This window comes from Streptomyces sp. NPDC007264, from assembly GCF_042869095.1.
Taxonomy (GTDB): domain Bacteria; phylum Actinomycetota; class Actinomycetes; order Streptomycetales; family Streptomycetaceae; genus Streptomyces.
This window is the reverse complement of the sequence record NZ_JBIAFD010000002.1, coordinates 198478-224090: the sequence shown is the minus strand read 5'-3', so window position 1 is coordinate 224090 and position 25613 is coordinate 198478. Positions and strand designations below refer to the sequence as shown.

General features: G+C 71.5%; 28 protein-coding genes. 10 read left to right on the top strand and 18 right to left on the bottom strand.

The features are described from left to right. Positions 1-164: 164 nt before the first annotated feature. The gene (locus ACFYMU_RS03740; protein WP_388367327.1) at positions 165-605 is read left to right on the top strand and encodes a hypothetical protein; all 441 of its coding nucleotides are present in this window, start codon (positions 165-167) and stop codon (positions 603-605) included. On the opposite strand, the gene ACFYMU_RS03735 is transcribed toward ACFYMU_RS03740, so the two are convergent. The 12 genes from ACFYMU_RS03735 to ACFYMU_RS03680 all read right to left on the bottom strand — a co-directional run bounded on the left by ACFYMU_RS03735 (position 560) and on the right by ACFYMU_RS03680 (position 9934). Beyond that, complete coding sequence (locus tag ACFYMU_RS03735; protein ID WP_388367325.1) at positions 560-1225, bottom strand: class I SAM-dependent methyltransferase; 666 nt, start codon at positions 1223-1225, stop codon at positions 560-562. The two genes, ACFYMU_RS03740 and ACFYMU_RS03735, sit on opposite strands and share 46 nt — an antisense overlap. 33 nt (positions 1226-1258) lie before the next feature. Next, entirely contained in the window at positions 1259-1702 is a 444-nt protein-coding gene (locus tag ACFYMU_RS03730; RefSeq protein WP_388367324.1) for an SRPBCC family protein, read from the bottom strand. Between the two features lie 61 nt (positions 1703-1763). Further along, the gene (locus ACFYMU_RS03725; protein WP_388367322.1) at positions 1764-2543 is read right to left on the bottom strand and encodes a polysaccharide deacetylase family protein; all 780 of its coding nucleotides are present in this window, start codon (positions 2541-2543) and stop codon (positions 1764-1766) included. Between the two features lie 97 nt (positions 2544-2640). After that, complete coding sequence (locus ACFYMU_RS03720) at positions 2641-3093, bottom strand: YbhB/YbcL family Raf kinase inhibitor-like protein (RefSeq protein ID WP_388367320.1); 453 nt, start codon at positions 3091-3093, stop codon at positions 2641-2643. Between the two features lie 111 nt (positions 3094-3204). Next, positions 3205-3351: a hypothetical protein gene (locus tag ACFYMU_RS03715; RefSeq protein ID WP_388367318.1), complete on the bottom strand. Its 147-nt coding sequence runs from the start codon at positions 3349-3351 to the stop codon at positions 3205-3207. A gap of 67 nt (positions 3352-3418) precedes the next feature. After that, complete coding sequence (locus ACFYMU_RS03710) at positions 3419-3625, bottom strand: hypothetical protein (protein WP_388367317.1); 207 nt, start codon at positions 3623-3625, stop codon at positions 3419-3421. Between the two features lie 19 nt (positions 3626-3644). Next, a complete protein-coding gene (locus ACFYMU_RS03705) occupies positions 3645-4232 on the bottom strand; it encodes a DUF5947 family protein (protein ID WP_388367315.1) in 588 nt (195 codons plus the stop codon). Next, on the bottom strand, positions 4229-4780 hold the full coding sequence (locus ACFYMU_RS03700; RefSeq protein WP_388367313.1) for a NifU family protein: 552 nt from the start codon (positions 4778-4780) through the stop codon (positions 4229-4231). The genes ACFYMU_RS03705 and ACFYMU_RS03700 overlap by 4 nt, the downstream gene beginning before the upstream one ends. Further along, complete coding sequence (locus ACFYMU_RS03695) at positions 4773-6566, bottom strand: nickel-dependent hydrogenase large subunit (protein WP_388367312.1); 1794 nt, start codon at positions 6564-6566, stop codon at positions 4773-4775. Before ACFYMU_RS03695 ends, ACFYMU_RS03700 begins: the two co-directional genes overlap by 8 nt. 92 nt (positions 6567-6658) lie before the next feature. After that, positions 6659-7747 (bottom strand): hydrogenase expression protein HypE, encoded by a 1089-nt coding sequence (locus tag ACFYMU_RS03690; RefSeq protein WP_388367310.1) that lies wholly within the window; start codon positions 7745-7747, stop codon positions 6659-6661. Further along, positions 7744-8289 (bottom strand): hemerythrin domain-containing protein, encoded by a 546-nt coding sequence (locus ACFYMU_RS03685; RefSeq protein WP_388367308.1) that lies wholly within the window; start codon positions 8287-8289, stop codon positions 7744-7746. The genes ACFYMU_RS03690 and ACFYMU_RS03685 overlap by 4 nt, the downstream gene beginning before the upstream one ends. After that, entirely contained in the window at positions 8261-9934 is a 1674-nt protein-coding gene (locus ACFYMU_RS03680; RefSeq protein ID WP_388367306.1) for a hypothetical protein, read from the bottom strand. The genes ACFYMU_RS03685 and ACFYMU_RS03680 overlap by 29 nt, the downstream gene beginning before the upstream one ends. 205 nt (positions 9935-10139) lie before the next feature. On the opposite strand from ACFYMU_RS03680, the gene ACFYMU_RS03675 reads away from it, so the two are divergent. Genes ACFYMU_RS03675 through ACFYMU_RS03665 form a run of 3 tightly spaced genes read left to right on the top strand, consistent with a single transcriptional unit; the run spans position 10140 to position 12222 of the window. Then, positions 10140-11381, top strand: a complete 1242-nt coding sequence (locus tag ACFYMU_RS03675) for an NAD(P)/FAD-dependent oxidoreductase (RefSeq protein ID WP_388367304.1) — start codon at positions 10140-10142, stop codon at positions 11379-11381. 18 nt (positions 11382-11399) lie between these two features. Beyond that, the gene (locus ACFYMU_RS03670) at positions 11400-11717 is read left to right on the top strand and encodes a TusE/DsrC/DsvC family sulfur relay protein (RefSeq protein WP_388367303.1); all 318 of its coding nucleotides are present in this window, start codon (positions 11400-11402) and stop codon (positions 11715-11717) included. A gap of 31 nt (positions 11718-11748) precedes the next feature. After that, a complete protein-coding gene (locus tag ACFYMU_RS03665) occupies positions 11749-12222 on the top strand; it encodes a DsrE/DsrF/DrsH-like family protein (protein WP_388367301.1) in 474 nt (157 codons plus the stop codon). Positions 12223-12338: 116 nt separating this feature from the next. On the opposite strand, the gene ACFYMU_RS03660 is transcribed toward ACFYMU_RS03665, so the two are convergent. Continuing rightward, positions 12339-13361, bottom strand: coding sequence for a LacI family DNA-binding transcriptional regulator (locus ACFYMU_RS03660; protein WP_388367299.1), 1023 nt, complete (start codon positions 13359-13361; stop codon positions 12339-12341). A gap of 138 nt (positions 13362-13499) precedes the next feature. On the opposite strand from ACFYMU_RS03660, the gene ACFYMU_RS03655 reads away from it, so the two are divergent. The 4 genes from ACFYMU_RS03655 to ACFYMU_RS03640 are packed head-to-tail and all read left to right on the top strand — an operon-like array spanning position 13500 to position 18964. Further along, entirely contained in the window at positions 13500-14807 is a 1308-nt protein-coding gene (locus ACFYMU_RS03655; RefSeq protein ID WP_388367297.1) for an ABC transporter substrate-binding protein, read from the top strand. 7 nt (positions 14808-14814) lie between these two features. Continuing rightward, positions 14815-15771: a carbohydrate ABC transporter permease gene (locus tag ACFYMU_RS03650; protein ID WP_388367296.1), complete on the top strand. Its 957-nt coding sequence runs from the start codon at positions 14815-14817 to the stop codon at positions 15769-15771. Continuing rightward, positions 15768-16586 carry a carbohydrate ABC transporter permease gene (locus ACFYMU_RS03645; protein ID WP_388367294.1) on the top strand — a complete coding sequence of 273 codons (819 nt, stop codon included), beginning with the start codon at positions 15768-15770 and terminating at the stop codon, positions 16584-16586. Before ACFYMU_RS03650 ends, ACFYMU_RS03645 begins: the two co-directional genes overlap by 4 nt. Further along, the gene (locus tag ACFYMU_RS03640) at positions 16583-18964 is read left to right on the top strand and encodes a glycoside hydrolase family 3 N-terminal domain-containing protein (RefSeq protein ID WP_388367292.1); all 2382 of its coding nucleotides are present in this window, start codon (positions 16583-16585) and stop codon (positions 18962-18964) included. The genes ACFYMU_RS03645 and ACFYMU_RS03640 overlap by 4 nt, the downstream gene beginning before the upstream one ends. Positions 18965-19211: 247 nt before the next feature. Here the strand turns inward: ACFYMU_RS03640 and ACFYMU_RS03635 are convergent, their stop codons facing one another. Genes ACFYMU_RS03635 through ACFYMU_RS03615 form a run of 5 tightly spaced genes read right to left on the bottom strand, consistent with a single transcriptional unit; the run spans position 19212 to position 24045 of the window. After that, a complete protein-coding gene (locus tag ACFYMU_RS03635; protein ID WP_388367290.1) occupies positions 19212-20006 on the bottom strand; it encodes a citryl-CoA lyase in 795 nt (264 codons plus the stop codon). After that, the gene (locus ACFYMU_RS03630) at positions 19999-21168 is read right to left on the bottom strand and encodes a CaiB/BaiF CoA transferase family protein (protein WP_388367288.1); all 1170 of its coding nucleotides are present in this window, start codon (positions 21166-21168) and stop codon (positions 19999-20001) included. Before ACFYMU_RS03630 ends, ACFYMU_RS03635 begins: the two co-directional genes overlap by 8 nt. Before the next feature lie 3 nt (positions 21169-21171). Next, complete coding sequence (locus tag ACFYMU_RS03625; protein ID WP_388367286.1) at positions 21172-22647, bottom strand: amidohydrolase family protein; 1476 nt, start codon at positions 22645-22647, stop codon at positions 21172-21174. A 4-nt stretch (positions 22648-22651) separates the two neighbouring features. Then, the gene (locus tag ACFYMU_RS03620; protein WP_388367284.1) at positions 22652-23167 is read right to left on the bottom strand and encodes a DoxX family protein; all 516 of its coding nucleotides are present in this window, start codon (positions 23165-23167) and stop codon (positions 22652-22654) included. Next, positions 23164-24045, bottom strand: coding sequence for a dioxygenase (locus tag ACFYMU_RS03615; protein ID WP_388367282.1), 882 nt, complete (start codon positions 24043-24045; stop codon positions 23164-23166). Before ACFYMU_RS03615 ends, ACFYMU_RS03620 begins: the two co-directional genes overlap by 4 nt. A 155-nt stretch (positions 24046-24200) precedes the next feature. Here ACFYMU_RS03615 and ACFYMU_RS03610 point away from each other — a divergent pair, with 155 nt between their 5' ends. Further along, positions 24201-25007, top strand: coding sequence for an IclR family transcriptional regulator C-terminal domain-containing protein (locus tag ACFYMU_RS03610; protein ID WP_388367280.1), 807 nt, complete (start codon positions 24201-24203; stop codon positions 25005-25007). A 42-nt stretch (positions 25008-25049) separates the two neighbouring features. After that, positions 25050-25595, top strand: coding sequence for a DUF1697 domain-containing protein (locus ACFYMU_RS03605; RefSeq protein WP_388367278.1), 546 nt, complete (start codon positions 25050-25052; stop codon positions 25593-25595). Positions 25596-25613: the final 18 nt, after the last annotated feature.

Here is a 25613-nt window from a genome sequence, read left to right as displayed (position 1 = left end):
GGGTGAAGGTGGCTTCCGGAGTGAGGGGGCGTCCGGGGGCGGAGAGGGCTTCGGCGAGTTCCGGGTGGTGGCCGTCCGCGGCCACAGCGGCGAGGTAGCGGGGACCTGTGGCGCAACGAGGCCGCCGACGGCCGGGCCACGGTGTCCTGGCTGCGCGGGCGATCGTGGTTCAACGGAACACGGGACCGTCGGCCCCGGTCACCTGGGTCACCACCGCGCAGCCACTGCGCGGGGCGTACGTCTCGGCCCTCGGGGGCGAGGTGCCCTGGCTCGACGACGTGATGACACACCCGGACGCCAAGGACGCGTACTGGCGCGGCGCGTCGTCGGCGGAGTCGGCGAAACGGCCGCGCGTGCACATCGGCGGCGAGAACGCCTGGCGCAACCTCGACGGCCGGCCGGCCGCGGCCGTCAGCCCGTGGTTTCCGGGCTCAGCCCTGCGGGGACCGGCCGACGAGCCCGACCGGCCGCCCGGCTCGCTCCCCGGCGCCGTCTTCCCCGTCGTCGAAGCCGACCACCTTCGGATCGCGCGGGGGACGCAGGCCGCCGAGCGTCCCCGTCAGCCCTCCGAAGGGGCCGGAAGGGGCTTGCGGGCGAGCAGGTAGCCCTGCGGGGTCTTCTCCCGTTCCTCGGCCGCCCGCACGAGCCGGGCGACCTCATGGAAACCGGCCCGGCCCAGCAGCCCGGACACCAGGTCGGGAGGGAAACGGTAGACGTCGAGGGACACGTCGTGCCCGTACGCGTGGTCCAGGTGCACGCGTTCGTCACCGACCTTGAAGGCCAGCAGCAGATGGCCGCCCGGAGCCAGTACGCGGTGGAACTCGGCGAACAGCACCGGCAGTTCGTGGGGCGGGGTGTGCACCGTGGAATACCAGGCGAGGGCTCCCGCGAGCGAGTCGTCCGCGAGGTCGAGGCCGGTCATGGACCCCACCTCGAACCGCAGCCCGGGGTGGGCCCGCCGGGCCACGGCCACCATCTGCGGCGACAGATCGATCCCGAAGGCGTCCAGCCCCAGATTGTCGAGATACGTGGTCACCCGCCCCGGCCCGCACCCGAGGTCCCCGACGGGCCCGCCCCCGCCGGCCAGCACCCGCTCGGCGAACACCCCCAGCATGGCCCGGTCGAAGGGCATGTCGTCCATCACGTCCCTGAGCAACCGGTCGTAGGCCACGGCCACGGTGTCGTACGACGCCTTCGTGATGTGCAGATGAGAGGTCTCGGCCATGGGCCGGGACTGTAGTGGCCGCCACTGACAGCCCTACCGGTGCCGCGGCCCGGGGCCGGGTCCGAGGAGTGCGTCCACCGCGCGTCCGAACATCCGCCGGGCCAGCCAGCCGAGCGGGCGGTCGAAGAGCCCCGGCAGCGGGTTCACGGACAGGTCCTCCCGCCACACCACCCGCGACCGTCCCTCGCCGTGCGGATGCACCTCGAACTCGGCCCAGCCGGTGACGACACGGCCCCGCTTGGCCAGCCGGCACAGGGTCGGCGGCTGCCAGACGACCACCTCCATGGGGTCGTCGACGGCGAGCGGGCCCACGCCGGAGCGGGCCACGAACACGGTGCCCACGGCCGTCGGCGGCGGGGTGAGCACCGTGACCTCGGTCAGCGGCACCACGTCCGCGTGGCGCGGCCAGTCCGTGAGCCGCAGCCACGCCTGCTCGGCGGGGAGCGGCGCGACGCGTTCGAGGTGGAAGAGGACCACCGGGGGATCGTATGCGGGGGGTCCCGCGTTCCCCGGCCCCGACTCACCGCAGGCGTGCGTCTCAGGGCCGGTAGACCGTGCCCGGCTCGGCCTTCCCGGGGGCCAGCAGCTGGGGAACCGTGACGAACACGTACCCCCGTTCCTTGAGCGCGTCGACGATGCCGGGCACCGCGGGCACGGTGCCCGGGTAGATGTCGTGCAGCAGGATGATCCCGTCCCTGGACGCCTGTTCCAGCACGCGCTTCTGGATCAGCTTCGAGTCGTTGGTCGTGTAGTCCTTGGCGGTCACGCTCCACAGCACCTCGGCGAGGCCCTCCTCGCGGCAGATCCGGTGCACGGCGTCGTTCGTGCGCCCCTGGGGCGGGCGCATCAGCGTGGGCCGGCGGCCGATGAGCTTCTCTATCGCGTCGTCCGGCTTGCGCAGTTCCTGGCGTATCTCCCGGTCCGGGATCTCGGTGAGTATCTTGTGGTCCCAGGTGTGGCTGGCCACCTCGTGCCCCTCGGCCGCCATCCGCTTGACCAGCTCCGGGTACTTCTCGATGTGCCGCTTGCCGAGCAGGAAGAACGTCGTGGGGACCTTCTTCTCCTTCAGGATGTCCAGCAGCCGCGGCGAGTTCTCGCTGGGCCCGGCGTCGAAGGTCAGCGCGATGCACTTGGCCCGGCGGCAGTCCGCGGTCCCGAAGGACGCCGGGGCGCCGGCGGCGCCGTGTGCCCGCACGGAGCTGGGCGCGGTGGTGTGGAGCGTCGTGCAGCCCGAGAGCGCGAAGGCGCTCGCCGCGAAGACAGCGGCCGCTGCACGCAACCCGGCCGCACGCGTGTTCGTCTTCCCCGTCGAAAACATGCGCCGACTATACATGCCAGGTATACACGGCATGTATAGTCAGTCGGAGCTGCCCGGCCGGTGCGCGCCGCCCGGACGGTGCCCCGGGCGCGCGGTCTCAGCGGTGATAGAGGCCCATCAGCGTGCCGTCCGCGATCTCCCGCTCCCCGACGGCGTCGTGCACCTGGTCGGCGCTGGGGGCGTCCGGCAGAGCGCACGGCTCCGCGAGGGCGTAGAGGTGGAAGACGTAGCGGTGCGCCTCGTCCCCGGGCGGCGGATGGGGCCCGCCCCAGCCCTGCCGGTGGAAGCCGTTGACGAGTTCCGTGCCGCCCGGCGGGCACTGCCCCGCCGCCACACCGCCGCTGTGCGGATCGACCCCGACGACGATCCAGTGCACGAAGGTGCCCGACGGGGCGTCGGGGTCCTCGCACAGCAGGACCAGTTCGGTCGCGTCCTGAGGAACGCCCGACCAGGTGAGGGGAGGCGACTCGTTCTCGCCCTCCAGCGCGTACCGGCGCGGCAGGAAGGCGTGGTCACTGAAGGCACTGCTCATGAGTTCGATGCCGGCCATGCGTCCCGGGTACCCCGGAGCGGGGAGCCCATCGCGCCGCGGCCGGTGCCGTGCGGGCGCCGCCGCCTCGGGGGAGGCGTGCGCCGGCCGCGGCACCGGCCGTCGGAGGGCTCAGCGGGGGCGCCGGGAGCCCCCGCGGATTCCCACCATCCGCCAGATCCGCACCTCGCGGACCAGCCCGGGGAACTCCCTCGCCAGCAGGGTCAGGGCGATGCCGCCCACGACCACCGCCTGCGCGATCAGCACGCGTCGTGCCATGTCCCGTACTCCTTCGGTCGTCGTGCCGGTGCGGCGCCCGCTCGGGGCGCCCGTCGTGATCGCCGTGTCAGCCCGGGGGAAGGCTCGGCATGATCTTCATGAGGGCGTCGTGCTTCTTCCAGTGGATCCCGGTCGAACGACGGGCGTCGGCCGTCCCGTCCTTGTGGTGCCCGGGCTGCCGGTGGTACGGGCCCTTGTTGCCCTGGTGCAGCCCGGCCACGGTGCTGGGAGTGTCGGGTTTCACCTGTCGTCTGCCGACTCGGATGCTGCCCATGTCTGCTCCTCGTGGTCCGTCACGGTCGTTCGGTCAGCTCCGCGAAGAACCGCTCGATCTCGGGCCACACCCGGCTCCCGCCGGACAGGCCCCGCCACTCCCGACGTACGACGGCGACCAGCCGGAAGCAGTCGTCGATCGGGACGATCCAGTGGTGCTTCGCCGCTCGGGCTGTGTTGACCAGCAGCGCCTCCACATCGGGTTCGAGACCGGCGAGCGGCGGGCAGTGCGCGACCGCGTCACGCCACGCCTGCGGCTCGGCCTCCCAGCGGGTGGCTCCCGCCGGGCTCGGGTAGTGCGCGCTCACGGTGCCGTCGGCGTGCGGCACGAAGTAGGCCAGCCCGACCGGGACGCCCAACGCCCGCGTCCCGACCGGAGGCAGCCGCACCCGCCGCCGCGGCACCAGCCGGTAGCGGCCCTGCGCCGCCTCCTTGTCGACGAAGAGGAGCGAGCACGGCCGGCAGGCGCACAACAGCCCCTCGCGGCCCGTGTCCAGCAGGTGGTGGTGTTCGGGCGGCAGGTCCGCGCCGCACAGCTCGCACCGCTCCGCGTCCGGGCGCCGGTCGGCGGCGGAGCGGATGACGCGGGCCAGCGCACCCGAGGTCATGAGCGCTTCCCGGTGGGAGCGGCCCGCAGGGTGACCGCGTCGACGGGCACGAAGGCGGCCCGCCGTCCGCCGTCCGAGGGCGTCCGCTCGACGCCGGACAGTTCGGGAGCCAGGGCGAGCACGGCCTCGCGGACCGCCTCCTCGACCCCGGCCGAGGAGGACCCGCAGCCCTTGGCGGACAGTCGTACGCGGGCCACACCCTCCTCCACACCCGCCAGTTCGACGTCCCCGCCGCGCTCGCGCACCGCCGGCCGCAGGCGGTCGACGGCACGGGCGGCCCGGCTCTCCGGCGGCTCCGGGTGGATGTCGTGGAGCACCAGGAGATGGCCGACGAGGTCGTCGCCGGCCATACGGTCGGTCAGCCGGGCGTCCGCGTGGTCCAGCACCCGGGCCAGTGCCTCGCCGTAGAGCTCGGTCAGGGTCTGCACCGCCTCGATCGCCCCTGCGGCCATCGGGCCGGGTGCGCCCTCGATCTGTTCCAGCAGCCGGTCGAGGCGGGACAGCCGCTCCGCGACCGCCGCCTCGTCCAGTCGTCCGGTGTCAGCCATGGGCTGCTCCGAAAGTGGGCGAGTGCGTGGTGGTCAGGGTCCTGCCCTTGCCGACGTACATGTGCACACCGCAGGGCAGACACGGGTCGAAGCTGCGGACGGTGCGCATGATGTCGACGCCCTTGAAGTCGTCGGGCCCGTTCTCCTCGAAGATCGGCTGCCCCTGGACGGCGTCCTCGTACGGTCCTGGCGTGCCGTACATGTCCCGCGGGCTGGCGTTCCACGGGGTCGGCGGGTACGGATGGTAGTTCGCGATCTTCTTGTCCTTGATGACCAGGTGGTGCGAGAGGACGCCGCGGACCGCCTCGTGGAAGCCGCAGCCGATCGCCTCGTCCGGCACCTCGTAGTTCTCGAAGATCTTGGTGTCGCCGGCGCGGACGTGCTCCATCGCCCGCTCCACGAAGAAGAAGGCCATGGCGGCGGCGTACGCCACGAAGTACGGCCGGGCGCGGTCGCGTTCGATGGTGTTGCTCCACTGGGGGATCTTCCACTCCAGCGTCATCTCGGGCAGCTGCTCGCTCTTGGGCAGCGAGATCCGCACGCTGTGCCCGGTGGCCTTCACATAGGGCGTGTCGACCAGTCCGTTGAGCGCCGTCGACCACAGGCGGGCCAGGGCCCCGCCGCCGGTGTCGAGCGCGAGGTGCTGGTCGCTGGTCCCGTCGTACCAGCGGGGGCTCATCACCCAGCTGTACTTGCCGTCGAAGTCGCGCTTCTGGGGCACCGGGACCGTGGTCTGGTTCCAGGGGTGGCGCATGTCGACCGGATTGCCGAGCGGGTCGTGGGTGACGAACGGCTCCTCGGCGGTCCAGTCCTCGTAGAAGGAGCTGCCCAGCAGGATCCTCATGCCCAGGTTGATGTCGACGAGGTCGTTGGTGAGGAGCTTGCCGTCCACGATGATGCCCGGGGTGACGTACATGGCGCGGCCCCAGTCGCCCATCGTCTCGTAGCGGTAGTCGCACACGTCCGGGTTCTGCCAGGAGCCCCAGCAGCCGAGCATGATCCGCCGGCGCCCCACCTCCTCGTAGCCGGGCAGCGCCTCGTAGAAGAAGTCGAAGACGTCGTCGTTCATGCTGACGGCCCGCTTCACGAAGTCGATCACCCGCAGCAGCCGCGAGAGGTAGTCGGTGAAGGTGGTCGGCTCGGGCATGGTGCCGACCCCGCCGGGATACAGCGTGGACGGATGGACGTGGCGCCCCTCCATGAGGCAGAACATCTCCCGGGTGACCCGGCTGACCCTGAGGGACTCCTTGTAGACCTCGCCCTCGAACGGGTTGTAGGCGCGCATGATGTCGGCGACGGTCCGGTAGCCGTGGATGTGGCCGTTGCGGGCCTCGGTGCGCTCGGCCCGGGCCAGCACGCCGGGGTTGGTGGCCTTGACCATCGCCTCGCAGAAGTCGACGAACACCATGTTGTCCTGAAAGATGGTGTGGTCGAACATGTACTCGGCCGCTTCGCCCAGGTTGACGATGGTGTCGGCCAGCTTCGGCGGTTTGACGCCGTAGGCCATCTGCTGGGCGTAGTTGGAGCAGGTGGTGTGGTTGTCCCCGCAGATCCCGCAGATGCGGGAGGTGATGAAGCCGGCGTCGCGCGGGTCCTTGCCCTTCATGAACACGGAGTAGCCCCGGAAGAGCGACGACGTGCTGTGGCACTCCACCACCTCGCGGTTCGCGAAGTCGATCTTCGTATAGATGCCGAGATTGCCGATGATCCGGGTGATCGGATCCCAGGACATGTCCACGAGCTGCGCCGGTTTGCGCTCCGTGGGCCGCGCCGCGGTTGCCGTCATGGTCGTTCCTGCCTCGCTCTCTGTGCATGGGCGTGCTGCGGGGGCGCCGGCAGGTGGTGCCGGCAGGTGGTGCCGGGGCGCCGGTGCGTGCTTCAGGGGCGCCAGTACGGGTCGTAGCCGCTGGTCACCTTGTCCCGGTTGTGGCGCCACTTGGGTTCCCGGTTCACGGCGATGTTCGTGATGCCGCGCAGACGGCGGATGACGGCGCCGTAGGGCCTGATGATCGCGGAGGACAGGGTGCCGCCGGTGGGCTCGTCCATGAACGGCATGAAGGCGTCCGGGAAGCCGGGCATCGTGCAGCCGATGCAGATGCCGCCGACGTTGGGGCAGCCGCCCACGCCCGACATCCAGCCGCGCTTGGGCACGTTGCAGTTCACCACGGGGCCCCAGCAGCCCACCTTCACCTGGCACTTGGGGGAGTTGTAGTCCTTGGCGAAGTCGCCCTGCTCGTAGTAGGCGGCCCGGTCGCAGCCCTCGTGGACCGTCTTTCCGAACAGCCACTGCGGACGCAGCATGTGGTCGAGCGGGGGCGGCGGCGCGGACCCCGCCGCGTGGTGGAGCAGCCAGGTCAGCGTCTCCATGAAGTTCTCCGGCTGGATCGGGCAACCGGGCACGTTGACGACCGGGAGCGCGCCCTGCGACCTGAAGTCCCAGCCCAGGTAGTCGGACAGACCCATGGCGCCGGTGGGGTTGCCCGCCATCGCGTGGATCCCGCCGTAGGCGGCGCAGGTGCCGACGGCCAGGACCGCCCAGGCCCTGGGCGCGAGGCGGTCCAGCCACCAGTTGAGGGTGAGCGGTTCCCCGGTGTCCGGGTCGTTGCCGAACGACGTCCAGAAGCCGTCGCCCTCGATGATGTTCTGGTTGGGTACGGACCCCTCGATGACGAGGATGAACGGCTCCAGTTCGCCGCGCGCGGCGGCGCGGAACGGCGTGAGGAAGTCCTCGCCGCCCTCGCTGGGGGAGAGCACCTTGTTGTACAGGTGGACCTTCGGCAGGCCCGGCACGAGCCCGAGCACGATGTCCTCGATCGCCGGCTGGCCGGAGGCCGTCATCGACACCGTGTCGCCGTCGCAGCTCATGCCCTCCGAGATCCACAGGATATGGATCTCGTCGAAACCGCTCCTCTCCGAAGCCTCCGTGGGCTGTCGGCTGACTTTGGTGGTACCGCTTTCAACGGTCATGTCCTCGGCCTCCCTTGCAGTCGGTTCCGGAGCCGGTCGTAGGCCGCGGCCACCGGGCCGACGAGCGTCAGCGCCGGAGGCTGGTCCGGCGCGTTCGGGTGCGGGCGGGTCGGGGCGGCCTGTTTGGCCTGTGCGAGGAGCTGCCCCAGCTCGTCCAGTTCCTTCTGATCGACCGCCGCGCGCACTCTCGGCAGCAACTCGTCCTCCTCCTCGCGCACGTGCTCGCCGATCTCCCGGCGCAGGTGCTCCATGAGGTCGTCCGTGCGCTCGTCGCCGGCGGACAGCTTGTCCAGAGCGAGCAGGGTCTCCTTGACCGCCTGGTGCTGCGCCAGGTGTTCCTGGATCTCCCCTCCGCCGTCCGGGAGGACCCTCCTGGCCAGCGGGTAGACCATCAGCTCCTCCAGCGCCGCGTGCTTGGACAGCTCGCGGACCAGCGTCTCGACCACGGCCCGGCGCTGGGCGTCGGAGGCGGCGCTCCGGTAGTCGCGGAACAGTTGTTCGATCATCCGGTGGTCATGCCTCAGCAACTCGATGGCGTCCATCGCACCCTTCCTCGTCGGGGACGCGGGCCGGCCGCTCGTCCGGCTCCACGGCCGACGGCCGCACCTCGTCCGGACGGAAGTAGAGGTAGCGGCCGTACCAGCTGTGGAGTTCGGCCGCGGGGTCGTCCTCGAGCGTCACGGCGAGGTGCACGCTCCCGTCGATGTCGTGGTGGACGGCCGCCACCCGGGCGAACCGGCCGGCCAGGAACATGTCCTGCGCGTCGGCTCCCCGGCCGCGCGGACACAGCAGCACCCGGCTGCCGCCCGCCACCGCGACCCCGTCGACCAGGACGGTGTCCGTGGCCGGCGACAGGCCCTCGTCGCCGCCCTCCTGCCACCATGCGACCGCCGCGCGTCGCGGGACGGCCTCCTCGTGTGCCGCCTCCGCGCCGAGGGGCGGACCCTCCGGGGCGCGGGAGCCCGCGAGGGGGCCGGACGCGGACAGCGACGCGGACGCGGACAGCGACGCGGACGCGGACAGCGACGCGGACAGGGGCGCGGACGCGGACAGGGACGCGGACGCACGGGCCGGGTCCCCGGCGGGAGCGAGGGAACGGATCGCTCCGTGCAACCGGGCGAACACCTCCGGCGGCATGGTCTCGACCCGGTCCAGGATGTGCGCGGCCCGCGGATCGGTGGCGCGCGCCTCCCGCTTCTCGTCGTCCGTGAGCAGGAGCGTGCGCAGCGTCAGGATCTCGTCGATCTCCGCGGCGTCGTGCAGGTCGCCGGGGCTCTCCGGCGCCACCCGGGGATGGTCGGGCAGGATGATCGGCGCCGACAGCACGAGGCCGTCGGACCCCTCCGCCCCGGCGAGCACGGGGAAGGTGTGCAGGTTGACGCAGTTCCGCACGCGGGCGGCCACCTCCTCGGGCGGGTCGATCGAGGAGAAGAACCGCACACCGTCGCCGCCGAGGAAGGTGTGCGCCGCGACGAGCGCATGGCGCAGGGCCTCGTCGCGGCCGGCTCCGGGCGCCGTGGAGCGCCCGGTGTTCTCGGTGCGCACCCGCAGCCGGTACAGCGAGTCGGGGCCGTCCAGCCGCCGGGCGTGCAGGATCGTCCGCGCCTCGACCGGGTGGCACCGCCGCACCAGGCGTCCCGCCCCGCCGGGGAGCGCCTCGGTCACCAGGCCGCCAGGGGCACCTACCGGGAACTCCCGGTCCGCCGACAGGAGCTCGCCCAGCGGCACGACGAGGTCGTGCTCGCGGGGGACCGCCTCGTCGAAGGCCAGCTGGACCTCCCCGCCGGCCTCCAGGGACTCCACCGGCTCGTACCGGCCCTCGCCGGTCCGGCGCTCCACGCCGCGGTGCTGCACCTGCAGATAGCGCACGCGCACGCGCACCACCGCATCGGGCTCCGCCCGCAGCACGCACTCGGTCTGCTGCCGCCAGGTCTCGACGGAACCCGAGACGCCCGGGGCCACCGGGCCGTGCGCCTCGGCCCACACGCGCGGGGCGAGGATGCCGAACTGCCAGCGCACCCGGTTCTTGGGCGACGACCGCCGGTAGGGGTACAGCAGATAGCCCTCGTAGAGGACGGCGTCCGCCACCGCGCACGCCTGCTCGAACGCGGAACGCGCGCGGGACGCCGTACCGGGCGTGGGGGCGGGGTGGCTCACGCTCGCTCCTCGCTCCATGGGCTGGCTCATCTGTCACTGTGTTCTCAGTATTCACATCATTTACACGCATCAGCGACTGTTCGGGGCATATGAGTGATGGCGGCCCCCGTCACCTCCGAGCCGCCGTGGACCTGCGGGAATCCGCAACCGGCCCTCCCGGGGATACCCCTGTGGGTACCAGGGCAGGGACCACCGGCCCCTGACGGCTCCTCACCGCCCGCACGACAGTGGAGTCATGGCCACACACATCGTGATTCTCGGAGGCGGCACCGCCGGTACGCTCACGGCCAACCGCCTGCAGCGCACGTACGACGAGCGGGATGTCAGGATCACGGTCGTCGACCAGGACGACGACCACATCTACCAGCCCGGTCTGCTGTTCGTGCCGTTCGGGCTCGCCCAGCCGCACCACCTCGTCCGTTCCCGCCCGCGGCAGCTGAACGCGGGCGTCGACTACAAGCAGGCGCGGATCGAGCGGGTCGACCCGGAGGACCGGACGGTGCACCTGGCCGGCGGCATCCGGCTGGGCTACGACGTCCTCGTGGTCGCCACCGGCGCCCGGCTGCTGCCGGAGGAGACCGAAGGGCTGACCGGCCCCGGCTGGGGCGAGAAGGTCTTCACCTTCTACGACCTGCCCGGCGCGGTCGGTCTGCACCATGCGCTGGAGCGCTTCGACGGCGGCCGGATCGTGGTGGACGTGGCCGACCTGCCCGTCAAGTGCCCGGTCGCGCCCCTGGAGTTCGCCTTCCTCACCGACTGGTACTTCCAGCGGCTGGGCATCCGCGACCGTGTCCGGCTGACCTACGTCACCCCGCTGGACGCGGCCTTCACCAAGCCGGTCGCGGCGAAGGCGCTGGGTGGGCTGCTGGCGGACAAGGGTGTCGAGCTGGTCACCGAGTTCACCCTCGGCGAGGTCGACGGGACGGGGGGCCGGCTGGTCTCCTACGACGAACGCGAGGTGCCGTTCGACCTGGCGGTCGTGGTCCCGCTGCACGGCGGGGCGGAGTACGTCGGGCGCTCCGCGGGCCTGGGCGACGAGCTCGGCTTCGTGCCCGTCGACCCGCACACCCTCCAGCACCCCGACCACCCCGAGGTGTTCGCCATCGGGGACGCGGCGGGGCTGCCCGCCTCCAAGGCCGGCTCGGTGGCCCACTTCGCGGGCGAGGTGCTCACCCGCAACATCGACGCCTTCCTCGCGGGGCGGCCGCTGGAGGGCGCCTTCGACGGGCACGCCAACTGTTTCGTCGAGACCGGCCACCACAAGGCCCTGCTCATCGACTTCAACTACGACACCGAGCCGCTGCCGGGTCACTTCCCGGCCGCCGTCGGCCTGCCGCTGCTGAAGGAGTCGTACGCCGACCACCTCGGCAAGCTCGCCTTCGAGTGGCTCTACTGGCACAGCCTGCTGCCCGGCCGGGAACTGCCCGGCATCGGCTCGGCGATGCCCGAGCGCGGCAAGACCCGCACCTCCGTCTGATCCCGGGAAGGAATCACCATGCCCACCGCCACCTATGCCGACACCACCGTCCCGGTCGACGACGAGGGCTTCTTCACCGACCCCGGCCGGTGGACGGAGCCGATGGCCGAGCAGATCGCCCGCGAGGCGGGCATCGAGGAACTGACCGACCGGCACTGGGCGGTCATCCGCTTCATGCGCGAGCAGTACGCCGCCAAGGGCACCGGCCCGACCGTGCGGGTGCTGGGCAAGACCTCCGGGGTCGGCGTCAAGGAGCTCTACCAGCTCTTCCCCAAGGGGCCGGCGAAGACGGCCGCGAAGATCGCCGGGATCCCCAAGCCGCGTGGCTGCATCTGACCCGTCCGCCGCAACCGAAGGAGCACCTGTCATGGCCGCCACCGGCACGATCGAGAAGGTCTCGATCATCGTCTCCAAGGGATCCCTGGAAGGGATCTACCCGGCCCTGATCCTGGCCAACGGCGCCCGCGCCGAGGGGATCGAGGCCGACCTGTTCTTCACGTTCTTCGGGCTCGACGCGATCACGAAGAGCCGCTGGGAACACATCAAGCTGGCCACCGTCGGCAACCCCGGCCTCCATCTGCCGACCCTGCTGGGCGGTCTGCCCGGCATGCCGGACCTGCTCACCCGGTACATGGAACGCAAGATGGACAAGCTCGACATCCCGCCGATCCCCGAGTTCATCGAGATGATCTCCGACACCGGTGCGGGCATCTACGCCTGCAAGGCGTCCGTCGACCTGTTCGAACTCGCCAAGGACGACCTGATCGATCAGGTCCAGGGCGTCATCACGGTCGGCGAGTTCTACGAGCGCGCCGCCGACGCCCGGATCATCTACACCTGACGCCCACGCCGGCGGACCGGGCCCGGGGCCGTTCGTGAGCCGGGCCTCGTGAACGGCCCCCGCGCAGGGGGCGCGCGATGTTCCGGCCCTCCTGCGCACCGCGCCTCCGGGGGTGCTCAGGCGCCCTTCGGGGGCGCGGTGCTCTGCCGGACCACCAGGTGGGTGGCGAGCTCGATGCGCAGGGCGGAGGTGTCGGCGTCGCGGGGGCGCAGCAGCATCCGGGCCGCTTCCTCGGCCATCTGCCGCAGCGGCTGGCGGACCGTGGTCAGCGCCGGGCTCGACCACTGGGCCAGGGGGACGTCGTCGTATCCGACGACCGAGAGGTCCTCCGGCACGCTCAGGCCCTTCAGCCGTGCCGCCTCCAGGACGCCGAGCGCCTGCAGGTCGCTGCCGGCGAAGACGGCGGTCGGCCGGTCCGGGCCCTCCAGCAGGTCCATGGCGTGATCGAAGCCGCCCTGCACATGGAAGTCGCCGTAGCGCACGAGGCGCGGGTCGACCTCGAGGCCCGCCATCGCCATGGCCGAGCGGTAGCCGTCGAGCCGGGCGAGGGAGCACATCATGTCGTCCGGGCCGGTGATGATGGCGATGCGCTCGTGCCGCTGGTCGGTGAGGTGGCGGGTGGCCGCCAGGCCGCCGGCCCAGTTGGCCGAGCCGACGGACGGCACGTCCGGGTCGGGGTCGCCGGCCGGGTCGACGATGACGAACGGGATGGCCCGCGACCGCAGCTGCTTCTTCACCTTGTCCGGGAGCGCCGAGAAGACCAGGACCACGCCCAGCGGCCGGCGCCGCAGGACCCCCTCGATCCAGTCGGGCGCGGGCGCGTGCCGGGTGCCGCTCTCGGTGAGCACCACGCTCGCCTTGTTGTCCTTCGCGACGTTCTCCACACCGCGGATGAGCTCCATCGCCCAGATGCTGTCCAGCTCGTGGAAGACCAGCTCGATGAGCGGCGCCTGGGGGGCGCCCTGGGACCGCCGACGGTATCCGTGGTCGTCGAGAAGCCGTTCGACCCTGGTGCGGGTCGCCTCCGACACATCGGAACGGCCGTTGAGGACTTTCGAAACCGTTGACAGTGACACACCGGCCTGTCCGGCCACCGCGGCCAGGGTCACCCGGCCGTCCACCTCGTCGTTTTCGCGCATGTCCGAAGGATAGGGCACGGCCCACCGGTAACGGTTTGATCGCGCGCCTGCACGCCCGTTGACCCCCTGGGGTGCCTCCCTTACTGTCCGACAGCAGCGACTTTCGGCAATGCCGCCGAAACTTTCGAAAGGCAGACGATGAAGATACGTGCGCGGGTGCCCCGTTTGCTCGCCGGTGGCGTGACGCTCGCCCTGGCGCTGAGCCTTTCGGCGTGCGGGAGCGGGACCGGCGGAGGATCGTCGGACGACGGGAAGATCCACGTCCTCGTCTACGGAGACGCCAGCAACAAGGTCGAGCGGCAGATCGTCGCCACCTTCAACAAGACGTCCGACGTCAAGGTCGTCCTCGACACCATCCCGGGCGCGGACTACCAGCAGAAGCTGCAGACGATCATCAACACCCCGCAGGCCCCCGACGTCTTCTTCAACTGGGGCGGCGGCAGCATCACGCCGTTCGTCAAGGCCGGCCTGCTGATGCCGCTGGACGACTTCATGACGAAAGAACCCGCGCTCAAGTCCAACTTCCTGCCCACGGTGCTCGACAGCGCGAGCGTCGACGGCAAGCACTACGGCATTCCGATGCGCGGTACCCAGCCGGTTCTGCTCTTCAGCAACAAGAACGTGCTGGCCGACGCCGGGGTGCAGCAGCCCAAGACGTGGGAGGACCTGCTCGCCGCGGTCAAGGCGCTCAAGGAGAAGGGGAAGACCCCGATCGCCCTCGGCGGCGGCGACCAGTGGCCGACGCTGATGTGGTTCGAGTACGTCTACGACCGCGTCGCGGGGCCGGAGCTGTTCCGGAAGGCCCTCGGCGGCGACAAGAGCGCGTGGGAGAGCCCGGACAGCAAGAAGGCGCTGAGCATGCTCAAGCAGCTCGTCGACGCCGGCGCCTTCGGCACCAAGTTCGACTCCGTGAAGTACACGAACGGCCAGTCGGTGGCGCTGGTCTCCAGGGGCAAGGCCGGCTTCGAGCTGATGGGCTCCTGGTACTACTCCCAGCAGCAGCAGGACGCCAAGGAGTTCGCCGAGAAGGGACTGGGCTACAGCACCTTCCCCACCATCGCGGGCGGCAAGGGCGACCCGGCCGACGTCGTCGGCAACACCAACAACTTCTACTCGGTCATGAAGAAGACGAAGCACCCCGAGGCCGTCGCGAAGTTCCTGAAGCTCATGTACTCCGCCGAGTTCGTCAAGGCGTCGCTGGCGATCGGCAACCTGCCGACCACGACCAACGCCGGGACCTTCATCGACAGCGCGTCCGCCAGCCCCGCGTACTCGCACTTCCAGTACGACATGGTGAAGCAGGCCCCGTCGTTCCAGCTGTCCTGGGACCAGGCGTACCCGCAGTCGGCCAGCACGGCGATGCACCAGGCGGTGCAGCAGTTCTTCGACGGCCAGATCGACGCCGACGGCTTCATCAAGGCCATGCAGGCCCTCCCCGCCGAATGAACCGCCGATGACCACAGAAACGACGAGCGTTCCCACCGTCGCCGGGCCCCGGAAGGAAGCCCGGCGGCGGCCGGGGGGCTCCCACACCGCCCGCGTGGGGCGCCCCGGCTTCGGCTGGGCCGTCCCCGCCACCGTGTTCTTCGCCGTGTTCGCCATCGCCCCGCTGGTCATGGTGGCGGTGCTGTCCTTCATGAGCTGGAACGGCCTGGGCTCGCCCCGGTTCGTCGGCATGGACAACTGGAACCGGGTCCTCGACGACCCGGTCATGATCCAGAGCATCTGGCTGACCCTGCTGGTCACCGTCCTCGGCGTGGTCGTCCAGACCCCCCTGAGCATCCTGCTCGGCGTCTGGGCCGCCGGACAGCAGCGCAACCGCGCGGTGCTCTCGGCGATCTACTTCATCCCGCTGCTGCTGTCCGCCACCGCCGTGTCGGTGGTGTGGCGGGCGCTGCTCGACCCCAACTTCGGCATCCCGGCGCAGGCCACCTGGCTGTTCGGTGACGGCAACCTGTTCGGCAGGCAGACCACCGCGATCGGCGTGCTGGCCTTCGTGAGCACCTGGCAGTACACGCCGTTCCACACACTGATCTACCAGGGCGCCGCCCGCGCGATCCCGGAGGTGCTGTACCAGGCGGCCGAGATCGACGGCGCTGGGCGCTACCGCCAGTTCTTCCACATCACCCTGCCGCAGCTGAGGAACTCGGTCATCACCTCGATGATCATCATGATCGTCGGCGGGCTCACCACGTTCGAGACGGTCCTGATCCTCACCCAGGGCGGACCGGGCACCGACACCACCATCAGCGCCTACTACATGTACCAAAAGGCCTTCAAGAGCTTCGACTTCGGCGCCGGTGCCGCCATCGCTCTCGTGCTGGTCGTCGCGGCCACCGTCATCTCGCTGATCGTCGTGCGCGTGTCCGGCTACGACAAGATGCGCAGCGACATGGAGGGTGTGTCATGAGGCGCCGCCCCAACCACCTGGCGGGCTTCGGTTCGCTGGTCTGGCTGTTCCTGGTCGGACTGCCGCTGTACGTGATGATCGTGGCGACGGTGCAGCCCCAGTCGGACTACGCCGGGAACGGGCCCCTGTCCTTCCCGGACCACTTCACCCTCCGCAACTACACCAGTGCCTTCGACTCGGGCTTCGGCCAGTACTTCCTCAACACACTGGTCGTCACCGTGTGCGTGGTCGGCCTGGTGCTGCTGCTCGTCCCGCCGCTCGCCTACGCCATCGTGCGCAGCCGCAGCAGGATCACCTCGCAGGTCTTCCGGCTGTTCCTGCTCGGACTCGCCATTCCGGCGCAGGCCGTGATCGTCCCGATGTTCTACCTGATCAGCCAGGCCGGCCTCTACGACAACCTTGTCGGTGTCATCCTGCCGACCGCCGCCTTCTGCCTGCCGATGTCGGCGCTGATCCTCAGCGGCGCCATGCGCGACATCTCCCCCGAGCTGTTCGAGGCGATGGCCGTGGACGGCGCCACCCCCCGGCGGATGTTCTTCCAGCTCGTGCTCCCGCTCTCCCGGGGCGGGCTGTCCACGATCGTGGTCTTCTCCGCGCTCCAGGCGTGGAACGGCTTCCTGTTCCCCCTGGTGCTGACCCAGTCCGACTCCACCAAGGTGATCACCCTGGGTCTGTACAACTTCCAGACCGAACACGGCATCAACATCCCGGGGCTGCTGGCGGCCGTCGTGCTGTCCATGGTGCCCGTCCTGCTCGTCTACCTGTTCGCCCGCCGTGCCCTCATCCAGGGCCTCATGGGCGTCGGAGGAAAGTGACCGCCAACGTGGCAGTTGAGACCACCCCCGAAACCCCCGTCTGGAACGATCCCGCCCGCGACATCGGCACCCGGGTGTCGGCCCTGATCGGTGCCATGACCCTCGAGGAGAAGATCGCCCAGCTCTACGGTGTCTGGGTCGGCGCGTCCGACGAGGGCGGCGAAGTGGCCCCCCACCAGCACGACATGGAGGACGCCGTCGACCTCGACGGCCTGCTGCCGGCCGGCCTCGGCCAGCTCACCCGTCCCTTCGGCACCGCCCCCGTCGACCCGGCGCTCGGTGCGCTGTCCCTGCTGCGCACCCAGGCGCGCATCGTCGCGGCGAACCGCTTCGGCATTCCCGCCGTCGCGCACGAGGAGTGCCTGGCCGGCTTCGCGGCCTGGAAGGCGACCGCCTACCCCGTCCCCCTGTCCTGGGGTGCCACCTTCGACCCGGAGCTGATCCACCGGATGGCCGCCGCCATCGGCCGGGACATGCGGTCCGTGGGGGTGCACCAGGGCCTCGCACCCGTGCTCGACGTGGTCCGCGACGCCCGCTGGGGTCGCGTCGAGGAGACCATCGGCGAGGACCCGTACCTCGTGGGCACCGTCGCCACGGCCTACGTGCGGGGACTCCAGTCCGCGGGGGTCGCCGCCACCCTGAAGCACTTCGTCGGCTACTCGGCCTCGCGCGCCGGCCGCAACCTCGCCCCGGTGGAGATGGGCCCGCGCGAGACGGCCGACGTCCTGCTCCCACCGTTCGAGATGGCCGTGCGCGAGGGCGGCGCCCGGTCCGTGATGTCCGCCTACAACGACACCGACGGAGTGCCCGCGGCGGCCGACGAGGAACTGCTGACCGGACTGCTGCGCGACACCTGGGGCTTCGACGGCACCGTCGTGGCCGACTACTTCGGCATCGCCTTCCTCAAGACCCTGCACGGGATCACGGGCGACTGGGCGGGCGCCGCGGGCGCCGCGCTCCGTGCCGGAGTCGACGTCGAACTGCCCACCGTCAAGACGTTCGGCGCGCCCCTCGCCGAGGCCGTCACGGCCGGCCGGGTGCCCGAGACCCTCATCGACCGCGCCCTGCACCGGGTGCTCGCCGAGAAGGCCCGGCTCGGCCTGCTCGACGCGGGCTGGAGCCCGGTGCCGCCCGCGCTCGCCGACGCCGACCTGGAGGACCCGGACGCGCTGCGCGGCACGGTGGACCTGGACAGCCCCGGGAACCGGGACCTGGCCCGCGAGGTCGCCGAGCAGGCGGTGGTGCTGCTCGCCAACGACGGCATCCTGCCGCTCGCCCGGCCGCGCCGCATCGCCCTGGTCGGCCCCAACGCCGAGGAGCCCACCGCCGTGCTGGGCTGCTACTCCTTCCCCCTCCACGTCGGCGTCCACCACCCCGGCGTCCCCGCCGGGATCGAACTGCCCACCCTGCGCGAGGCGGTGGCGCGCGAGTTCCCCGGCGCCGAGGTCACCGTGGTGCGCGGCACCGGGATCGACGACGGCGACACCTCCGGCATCGCCGACGCCGTCCGCGCGGCCCGCGAGGCCGATGTCGTCCTCGCGGTGCTGGGCGACCGCGCCGGGCTGTTCGGCCGCGGCACCAGCGGCGAGGGCTGCGACGCCGCCTCGCTGGCGCTGCCCGGAGCCCAGCAGCAGCTGCTGGACGCGGTCCTGGACGCCGGTAGGCCGGTGGTGGCGGTGCTGCTCGCCGGGCGGCCGTACGCGCTCGGCCGCGCCGTCGCGGAGGCCGCCGCGATCGTGCAGTCCTTCTTCCCGGGCGTCGAGGGCACCACCGCACTCGCGGGCGTGCTGAGCGGCCGGACCGAACCGTCCGGGCGGCTGCCCCTCAGCGTGCCGCGGGGGCCGGACGCCCAGCCCGCCACGTATCTGGGCGCGCGCCTCGCCCAGGCGAGCGAGGTGTCGAACATCGATCCGACCGCGGCCTTCGGCTTCGGACACGGCCTGTCGTACACGGAGTTCGCCTGGGGCGACCTCGCCGTCGACGAGAAGGAGGCCGGTACGGACGGGGTGTTCCGGCTGGCCCTCACGGTCCGCAACACGGGGGAGCGGCACGGCACCGAGGTGGTGCAGCTGTACCTGCACGACCCGGTCGCCTCGGTCGTCCAGCCGGTACAGCGCCTGATCGGCTACACCCGGGTGCCGCTGGCCCCCGGCGAGGCGCGGCGGGTGCGGGTGACGGTGCCGGCCGACCTCGCCTCCTTCACCGGACGCGACGGGCGGCGCGTGGTCGAGCCGGGCGAACTGGAGCTGCGCCTGGCCGCGTCCAGCACCGACCCGCGGCTGACGGCGACGGTCACCCTGACCGGTCCCGAGCGGTACGTGGACCACACCAGGCGGCTGCACGCCGACTTCGGCCAGGAGCCCGCGCAGTCCGAGTGAGGACGCCTGTGCGGGCTGGGGGGTGTCCGCGCGGGCTTGGGGGTCCGTGCGGGCCGAGTGGGGGTCCGTGCTGGCTCGGGGTCGTACGGACCTGGCTGAGGACGCCCGCGCGGGCTGGGGTGTCCGCGCGGGCCGGGGGGCCGTACGGGCCCGGGTGAGTGCGCCCGTACGGGTGACGGGGACAGGGCGGCGGCCCGGACCGGATCGAACCGGTCCGGGCCGCCTTCCTCGGGCGCGCCGCCGGCTGCTACGCCCCGTAGGGCCGCGGCGGCACGGGCCGGTTGTTGAGGTCCACCGACAGGAAGATCTCGTTCGCCACGGGGTTGCGCAGTTCCTCGGCGAGCTGCCCGATGAGCCCGGCGGTGCGGGCGAGCAGCGCGAAGGCGCGCAGCAGCTCCAGCGGCAGCCCGAGATCGGCGAGCGCGGCGCCGCAGACGCCCGCCCCGTTGAGCGGCAGCGTCCGGCCCAGCACCTGTGGGTGGACCCGGCCGATGGCCGCGAACAGCGACAGATGCGGGCCGAAGAGCCCCTCCTCGGTGGCGATGGCGAACAGTCTCGCGGTGCGCGGGTCGCCCTGCTTGTGGACGTGGTGCCCGAGCCCGGGGACGAACCTGCCGGCCTCCCGCGCGGACCGCACGGCGCTGAGGGCGAGGGCGTCCCAGCCCGCCTCGTCGTCGGGACGGGCACCCGTCACGGTGGACAGGACGTCGTGCAGGAACCGGCCGCAGTCCTCGGTGACGCCGAGGAAGCGCGAGCCGCCGCCGAGCAGCCCGGCGGCGAGCGCGCCCTGGACGGAGTCGGGAGCCGACAGATACGTCAGCCGGGCGGTGATCGCGGTCGGGGTGAACCCGTGGTCGGCGAGCGCGGCCAGCACGGCCTCGAACACCCGGGTCTCGCCCGGCTTCGGGCGGCGCTGCGTGGCGAGCCAGAACGCCAGCTCGCCGAAGCCGACCTCGCCCATGACATCGGCGGCGAGGTCCTGGCCGAGCAGGGTGATCCGGTCGAGCGACGACGCGCCGAGCGCTGTGGGGTACTCAGGCATCGCCGTCCTCCGGGTCGTTCTGCAGCCACTTGCGCAGTTCCGCACCGTGCTCGTCGAGTTCCGGCGGAGGGAGCCGGTAGGTCGCGGGTGTCTCGGAGAAGCGGATGGGGTGCCGTGTGGTGGGCACCGCCCGCTCCCCCTCACCGACCTCCACCACGGGGTCGAGACCGAAACGCTCGGCCATCGCGAACCCTCCGTCGATGGTGTTGATCGGCGCGCACGGGACGCCGGCGTCGACGAGGAGCTCGAACCACTCCAGTGCCCCGCGCGTCCTGAGCCGCTCCACCAGGACCGGCCGGAGCTCCTCGCGGCGCCGGGTGCGGTCGGCGTTGTGCCGGAAGCGGGGATCGTCGGCGGTCCCGGGGATGCCCAGCACCTCGCACAGTTTGCGGAACTGGCCGTCGTTGGCCGCGGTCACGATCAGGTCCTGGTCGGCCGTCGGCAGCGGCTCGTAGGGGAAGACGCTGGGATGGGCGTTGCCCATGCGGTACGGCACGGTGCCGCCGGCGACGTACGCCGAGCTGTGGTTGACCAGTCCGGTCAGCGCCGACGACAGCAGGTTCACCTCGACGAGCTGGCCCCGGCCGGTGGTGTCGCGGTGCCGCAGGGCGGCGAGGATGCCGATGGCCGCGTGGTTGCCGGCCATCACGTCGAAGACCGAGATCCCGGCCCGGTACGGGGGCCCCGCCGGGTCACCCGTGAGGCTCATCAGCCCGGAGATCGCCTGCACCATCAGGTCGTAGCCGGGAACCCGCCGTCCGAGACCCGATCCGAACCCGCTGATCGAGGCGTACACCACGCCCGGGTTGCCGGCGCTCACCGAGGCGTGGTCCAGACCGTATCCGGCGAGTCCACCGGGCCTGAAGTTCTCGATCACCACGTCCGCGCGCCCGGCCAGCCGCCTGGCCAGGCGCGCGTCCTCCGCGTCGCGGAAGTCGAGCGCGATCGAGCGCTTCCCGCGGTTGATCCCCAGGTAGTAGGTCGACACGCCGTCCCGCACCGGGGGCATCCAGGTGCGTGTGTCGTCCCCTCCGGGAGACTCGACCTTCACGACGTCGGCGCCGAGGTCCGCCAGCAGCATCGTCGCGTACGGTCCCGCGAGGATCCGCGAGAAGTCCGCCACCAGCAGTCCGTCCAGCGGCCCGCGGGCACCACCGCTCATCACTTACGACTCCTCGTGCTGCACGGCCACGCCCTCACCGCGGTACGTGCTGTAGGTGTAGGGGTTCGGGATCAGCTCGTGCTGCTGTATTTCCGGCTCCATCGCCTCCCGCCAGGCGTCCTCGCCCAGCGTGCCGCGCGTGTACTCGACGGTGGCCGCGACGGCGTCGCGCGCCCGCCGCACGTCCACGCCGACCAGTTCGTGCCGGTACTTCACCACCGTCCCGTCGACCAGCACGGTGTCCACGTCGGCGCGCCCGGCCTGGTAGACCACGTGCCCGTAGGGGTGCAGGAGCGGGAACATGGCCGGGTCCCGCTCGTTCCTGATCAGCACGAGGTCGGCCTTCTTGCCCGGCGTCAGCGAACCGATCCGGTCGTCGAGGCCGAGCACCCTGGCCCCGCCGATCGTGGCCCACTCGACGACGTCCCGGGCGCGCAGCTTGTGGTGCACCACCGTCTCGCCGGCCGCGTGGGCCTCCAGGTGGTCGCGTGCGCGGTCGGCCGACAGCGTGGCCCGCATGGCGGAGAAGAGGTCGGCGCTGAACCACACGCTGGTGTCCATGGACAGCGACGCGGGGATGCCGTACCGCCGCAGCCGCCAGGTGGGCGGGTAGCCCTGCCCGGCGTTCTGCTCGCTCTCGGCCGACACCGACACGGTGCCGCCGGACGCGGCGATCCGCTGGTAGGAGTCCTCGCTGAGGGTGGCCGAGTGCACGTAGGTGACGTCGGGCGTCATGAACCCGTGGTCCCACATCAGCCGGATGCCGTCGTCGCCGGTCGCGCCCCAGACCCCGGCGTGGGTGGTCACGCGCAGCCCCAGTTCGCGGGCCGCCTCGAACGCCGCCTTCTCGGGGAACGTCTCGTCGCCCGTGACGTCGAAGGCCAGCTGGAGGCCGAGCATGTCGTCGCGCGAGGAGAAGTTCCGGTCCACGAACGACCGGAACTCCGGTGCGTTCGCCCACTCCCAGGGGGCGCCGAGCAGGTTGCCGTAGGCGAGCACGAAGCGGCCCGGTACGGAACGCAGCGCCTCGACCGCGGCGTCACCGTGCTCGGGGGTCTGCAGACCGTGCGACCAGTCCACCGTCGTCGTCACGCCCGAGTCGAGCGCGTCCACCGCCGACAGCAGATTGCCCGCGTGGATGTCCTCGGGGCGGAAGATCTTGCCCCAGTTGAGGTAGTAGAAGACGAAGTACTGCGACAGCGTCCAGTCGGCGCCGAGGCCGCGCAGCGCCGTCTGCCACATGTGCCGGTGGGTGTCGACCATGCCCGGCATGAGGATGCCGCCGGAGGCGTCCACCACCGCCGCGTCCTGAGGTGCCTCCAGGTTCAGTCCGACCGCCTCGATCCGCTCGCCGCGGACCAGGACGTCGCCGCGGTCGAGCAGGCCGATGGCGGGATCCATGCTCAGCACGGTCGCGCCGCGGAAGAGGATGGGGCGCCCGCTGGTGAGTTCGTCCGGCCGTGGGTCGTTGATCGTCATCTGGTCACCTCGTTGTGATGTGTGTGCGGGCGCGCAGCACCCGAGAACGGAGGGTCAGCGGCACGGCGGCCGCGGCGAGACCGAGCGCCAGCGCCCCGGATCCCCACCCGTAGCCGTCGAGTCCGTCCAGTCCTGCGGCGTGGTCGAGCGACCAGCCGCCCGGGCCGGTGAAGGCGAGGACCGCCGCCACCGCGCCGTACCAGAAGGGGACCTCGCAGCCGCCCTTCTGGGCCCAGAAGCCGTTCGGGGAGCTCGCCACGGCGGCGACGGTCATCGTCCCGACGACGACGGCGCAGCCGCCGGGCGTCAGGAGACCGGCCGCGAGGGACGCGGCTCCGGCCAGCTCGGCCGCGCCCGCGGCGAGCACCATGCGCCGGCCCGGGACGAAGCCCCACTGCTCGAAGACGGGGGCGGTGCCGGTGGGGCCCCCGCCGCCGAACCAGCCGAACAGCTTCTGGGTGCCGTGGCCGCACAGCAGCGCGGCGAGCAGCAGCCTGAGCAGGAGCAGCCCGAAGGTCATGACGGCGTTCCGTCGGCGCCGGACGGCTGGAGCACGAAGTCGTACTCGGCGTGCAGATAGGGCTCGTCGATGGTGCCCCCGCCGGGGCAGTCGCCGGCCGGCTTCTCGGTGAACTCCACGACCAGTTCGTCCTTGGTGCCGAACACGACGTCGTTGTCGAGGTAGTCGGAGCCCTCGCGGAACAGGTGGGTGATGAGCCCCTCGTGGCCGGGGTGGTCGATGAGGAAGTGGATGTGCGCGGGCCGGAAGTGGCTGATGTCGGTCCTGCGGATGAGCGCGCCGACCGGGCCGTCCATCGGGATCGCGTAGCCGCGCGGCGAGATGGTGCGCACACAGTAGGTTCCGTCGGCTCGGGACCGGTACTTGGCCCGCAGCCGCGCCTCGTCGACCTCCGGGAGCTGGGCCTCGTAGGTGCCGTCGGCGTCGGCCTGCCAGACGTCCAGGACGACGTCCGGCAGGGGTGTGCCGTGGATGTCGAGCACCCGGCCGGTCACGAACAGGGGGGTGCCCTGGATGCCGTCGGACATGTCGAAGGCGTACGGCGCCGGCGGGGAGCCGTCGATGTGGAACGGGCCGAGGACCGTGGCCGGCGTGGCGCGCGGCGAGAACCGGTTGTTCTGCTGGACGACCAGGGTGCTCAGGCCGAGCACGTCGGAGGCGAGGATGAACTCCTGGCGCTTGTCGTCGCTGATCCGGCCGGTCGCAGCGAGCCATTCGACCGCGGCCGTCCACTCGTCCTCGGTGAGATGGACCTCGCGGGCGAACGCGTGCAGATGCCGCACCAGCGCCGTCATGAGCTCGGCGAGCCTGGGCGAGTGGGCGGTGGCCCAGCGTTTCTCCGCGAGGTCGGTGAGGTTCTCCTCCGTCACGAAGGCCATGGAATCCTCCTTGATCCGGCCCGGCACAACTACGTCCGGACGACTGTCCGCACAGCGGTCAATCTGCCGTATGTTCGAGATTCAATCAAGTCTCTTGCGCCGGTGAAATGGGACGGGGTAGTGCCGGACCATTGTCCGTCCGCTAGCCTTGGCGCATGCGTAGAGACGGAAATCCCGAGTTCATCGAGGCCCTCGCCAGGGGGCTGGACGTCCTGCGCTGCTTCCCGCCCGGCACCGAGTCGATGACGCTCAGCGAGATAGCGACCGCCACCGGCCTCGCCCGGCCCACCGCCCGGCGCATCCTCATCACCCTGGAGCAGCTCGGGTACGTCCGGTCCGGGGAGCGCGGCTTCTCGCTCACCCCCCGGGTGCTCGACCTCGGCACCGCCTACGTCGGCTCGATGAACCTGTGGGAGCTGGCCCGCCCCCACCTGCGCGAACTGGTCGCGCAGACCGGCGAGTCCTGCTCCGTCGCCCAGCTCGACGGCTCCGACATCGTCTACGTCGCCCGTGTCGCGGTGCCGAAGCTGGTCACGCTCGCCGTCACCGTCGGCACCCGGTTCCCCGCGCTGCAGACCTCGCTCGGCAAGGTCCTGCTGGCCGCCCTCTCCCGCGAGGAGCTCGACAAGGTCCTGGCCGAGCCCAGCCGCTCCGGCGTCACCCCGCGCTGGAACCCGGCGCGCGACGAGATCGACGCCGTGCTGCGGGACGTCCGGGCCAAGGGCTGGGCGGTCACCGACCAGGACCTCGCGCTCGGTATCCGCTCCGTCGCCGCACCGGTGCGGGACGGGGACGGGAACGCGGTCGCCGCCGTGAACGTCAACGCCCACGCCGCCGAGACCACCGCGGAGACCCTCGTCGAGCACCACCTGCCGCTGCTCCTGCGGACCGCCGGCGCCATCAGCGCCGACTGGGCGGCCTGGCGGGCGCGCCCGTTGGAGACCGTCGACGGCGCGGGCTGAGCGTATGGTCGCGTGCCCCCGCCGCGGATAGGGTGGTCGGCCGTGCTCTACATCGCGTTTCTGCGCGGCCTGAACGTCCCCGGCCGCTCCGTGCGAATGGACCGCCTCCGTGGCCTGTTCCGGGACATGGGCTTCGACTCGGTGCGCAGCCACATCCAGAGCGGGAACGTCTTCTTCGAGACCGACGAGGAGGACCGCGCGGCACTGGGCGGCACCATCAGCACCCGCCTGCGGGAGGTCCTCGGCTACGACGTGGCCGTCTGCCTGCGCACCGTCCCGGAGGTGGAGGCGCTCATCGCGCTCGACCCGTTCAAGGACATCACCGTCACCGCCGACATGCGCTGCTGCGTGGTGTTCACGACCGAGCGGATCGATCCGGCGATGGAGTTGCCCCTGCTCTCCCCGAAGAAGGACATGGAGATCGTCCGCACCACCGCGTACGAGGCGTTCGTGCTCTGGTACCTGATCAACGGCAGGGCGCCCGCTGCCAAGGGATTCCAGGAACGCCACCTCGGGCGCGACGCGACGACGCGCTACTTCCACACCGTCGCCGCCATCCTCGCCGCCGCCAAGAAGGGCGCGGCCTGACACGGGTGGGTGCCGCGC

Coding starts and splice junctions, on each gene's coding strand:
- ACFYMU_RS03615 (WP_388367282.1), bottom strand. CDS start 24,045: ATGGCCTTCGTGACGGAGGAGAACCTCACCGACCTCGCGGAGAAACGC.
- ACFYMU_RS03705 (WP_388367315.1), bottom strand. CDS start 4,232: ATGACCTCGGGTGCGCTGGCCCGCGTCATCCGCTCCGCCGCCGACCGG.
- ACFYMU_RS03710 (WP_388367317.1), bottom strand. CDS start 3,625: ATGGGCAGCATCCGAGTCGGCAGACGACAGGTGAAACCCGACACTCCC.
- ACFYMU_RS03650 (WP_388367296.1), top strand. CDS start 14,815: ATGACCACAGAAACGACGAGCGTTCCCACCGTCGCCGGGCCCCGGAAG.
- ACFYMU_RS03660 (WP_388367299.1), bottom strand. CDS start 13,361: ATGCGCGAAAACGACGAGGTGGACGGCCGGGTGACCCTGGCCGCGGTG.
- ACFYMU_RS03685 (WP_388367308.1), bottom strand. CDS start 8,289: ATGGACGCCATCGAGTTGCTGAGGCATGACCACCGGATGATCGAACAA.
- ACFYMU_RS03700 (WP_388367313.1), bottom strand. CDS start 4,780: ATGGCTGACACCGGACGACTGGACGAGGCGGCGGTCGCGGAGCGGCTG.
- ACFYMU_RS03675 (WP_388367304.1), top strand. CDS start 10,140: ATGGCCACACACATCGTGATTCTCGGAGGCGGCACCGCCGGTACGCTC.
- ACFYMU_RS03610 (WP_388367280.1), top strand. CDS start 24,201: ATGCGTAGAGACGGAAATCCCGAGTTCATCGAGGCCCTCGCCAGGGGG.
- ACFYMU_RS03680 (WP_388367306.1), bottom strand. CDS start 9,934: ATGAGCCAGCCCATGGAGCGAGGAGCGAGCGTGAGCCACCCCGCCCCC.
- ACFYMU_RS03690 (WP_388367310.1), bottom strand. CDS start 7,747: ATGACCGTTGAAAGCGGTACCACCAAAGTCAGCCGACAGCCCACGGAG.
- ACFYMU_RS03670 (WP_388367303.1), top strand. CDS start 11,400: ATGCCCACCGCCACCTATGCCGACACCACCGTCCCGGTCGACGACGAG.
- ACFYMU_RS03635 (WP_388367290.1), bottom strand. CDS start 20,006: ATGCCTGAGTACCCCACAGCGCTCGGCGCGTCGTCGCTCGACCGGATC.
- ACFYMU_RS03630 (WP_388367288.1), bottom strand. CDS start 21,168: ATGAGCGGTGGTGCCCGCGGGCCGCTGGACGGACTGCTGGTGGCGGAC.
- ACFYMU_RS03725 (WP_388367322.1), bottom strand. CDS start 2,543: ATGTTTTCGACGGGGAAGACGAACACGCGTGCGGCCGGGTTGCGTGCA.
- ACFYMU_RS03720 (WP_388367320.1), bottom strand. CDS start 3,093: ATGGCCGGCATCGAACTCATGAGCAGTGCCTTCAGTGACCACGCCTTC.
- ACFYMU_RS03665 (WP_388367301.1), top strand. CDS start 11,749: ATGGCCGCCACCGGCACGATCGAGAAGGTCTCGATCATCGTCTCCAAG.
- ACFYMU_RS03695 (WP_388367312.1), bottom strand. CDS start 6,566: ATGACGGCAACCGCGGCGCGGCCCACGGAGCGCAAACCGGCGCAGCTC.
- ACFYMU_RS03655 (WP_388367297.1), top strand. CDS start 13,500: ATGAAGATACGTGCGCGGGTGCCCCGTTTGCTCGCCGGTGGCGTGACG.
- ACFYMU_RS03735 (WP_388367325.1), bottom strand. CDS start 1,225: ATGGCCGAGACCTCTCATCTGCACATCACGAAGGCGTCGTACGACACC.
- ACFYMU_RS03625 (WP_388367286.1), bottom strand. CDS start 22,647: ATGACGATCAACGACCCACGGCCGGACGAACTCACCAGCGGGCGCCCC.
- ACFYMU_RS03620 (WP_388367284.1), bottom strand. CDS start 23,167: ATGACCTTCGGGCTGCTCCTGCTCAGGCTGCTGCTCGCCGCGCTGCTG.
- ACFYMU_RS03645 (WP_388367294.1), top strand. CDS start 15,768: ATGAGGCGCCGCCCCAACCACCTGGCGGGCTTCGGTTCGCTGGTCTGG.
- ACFYMU_RS03715 (WP_388367318.1), bottom strand. CDS start 3,351: ATGGCACGACGCGTGCTGATCGCGCAGGCGGTGGTCGTGGGCGGCATC.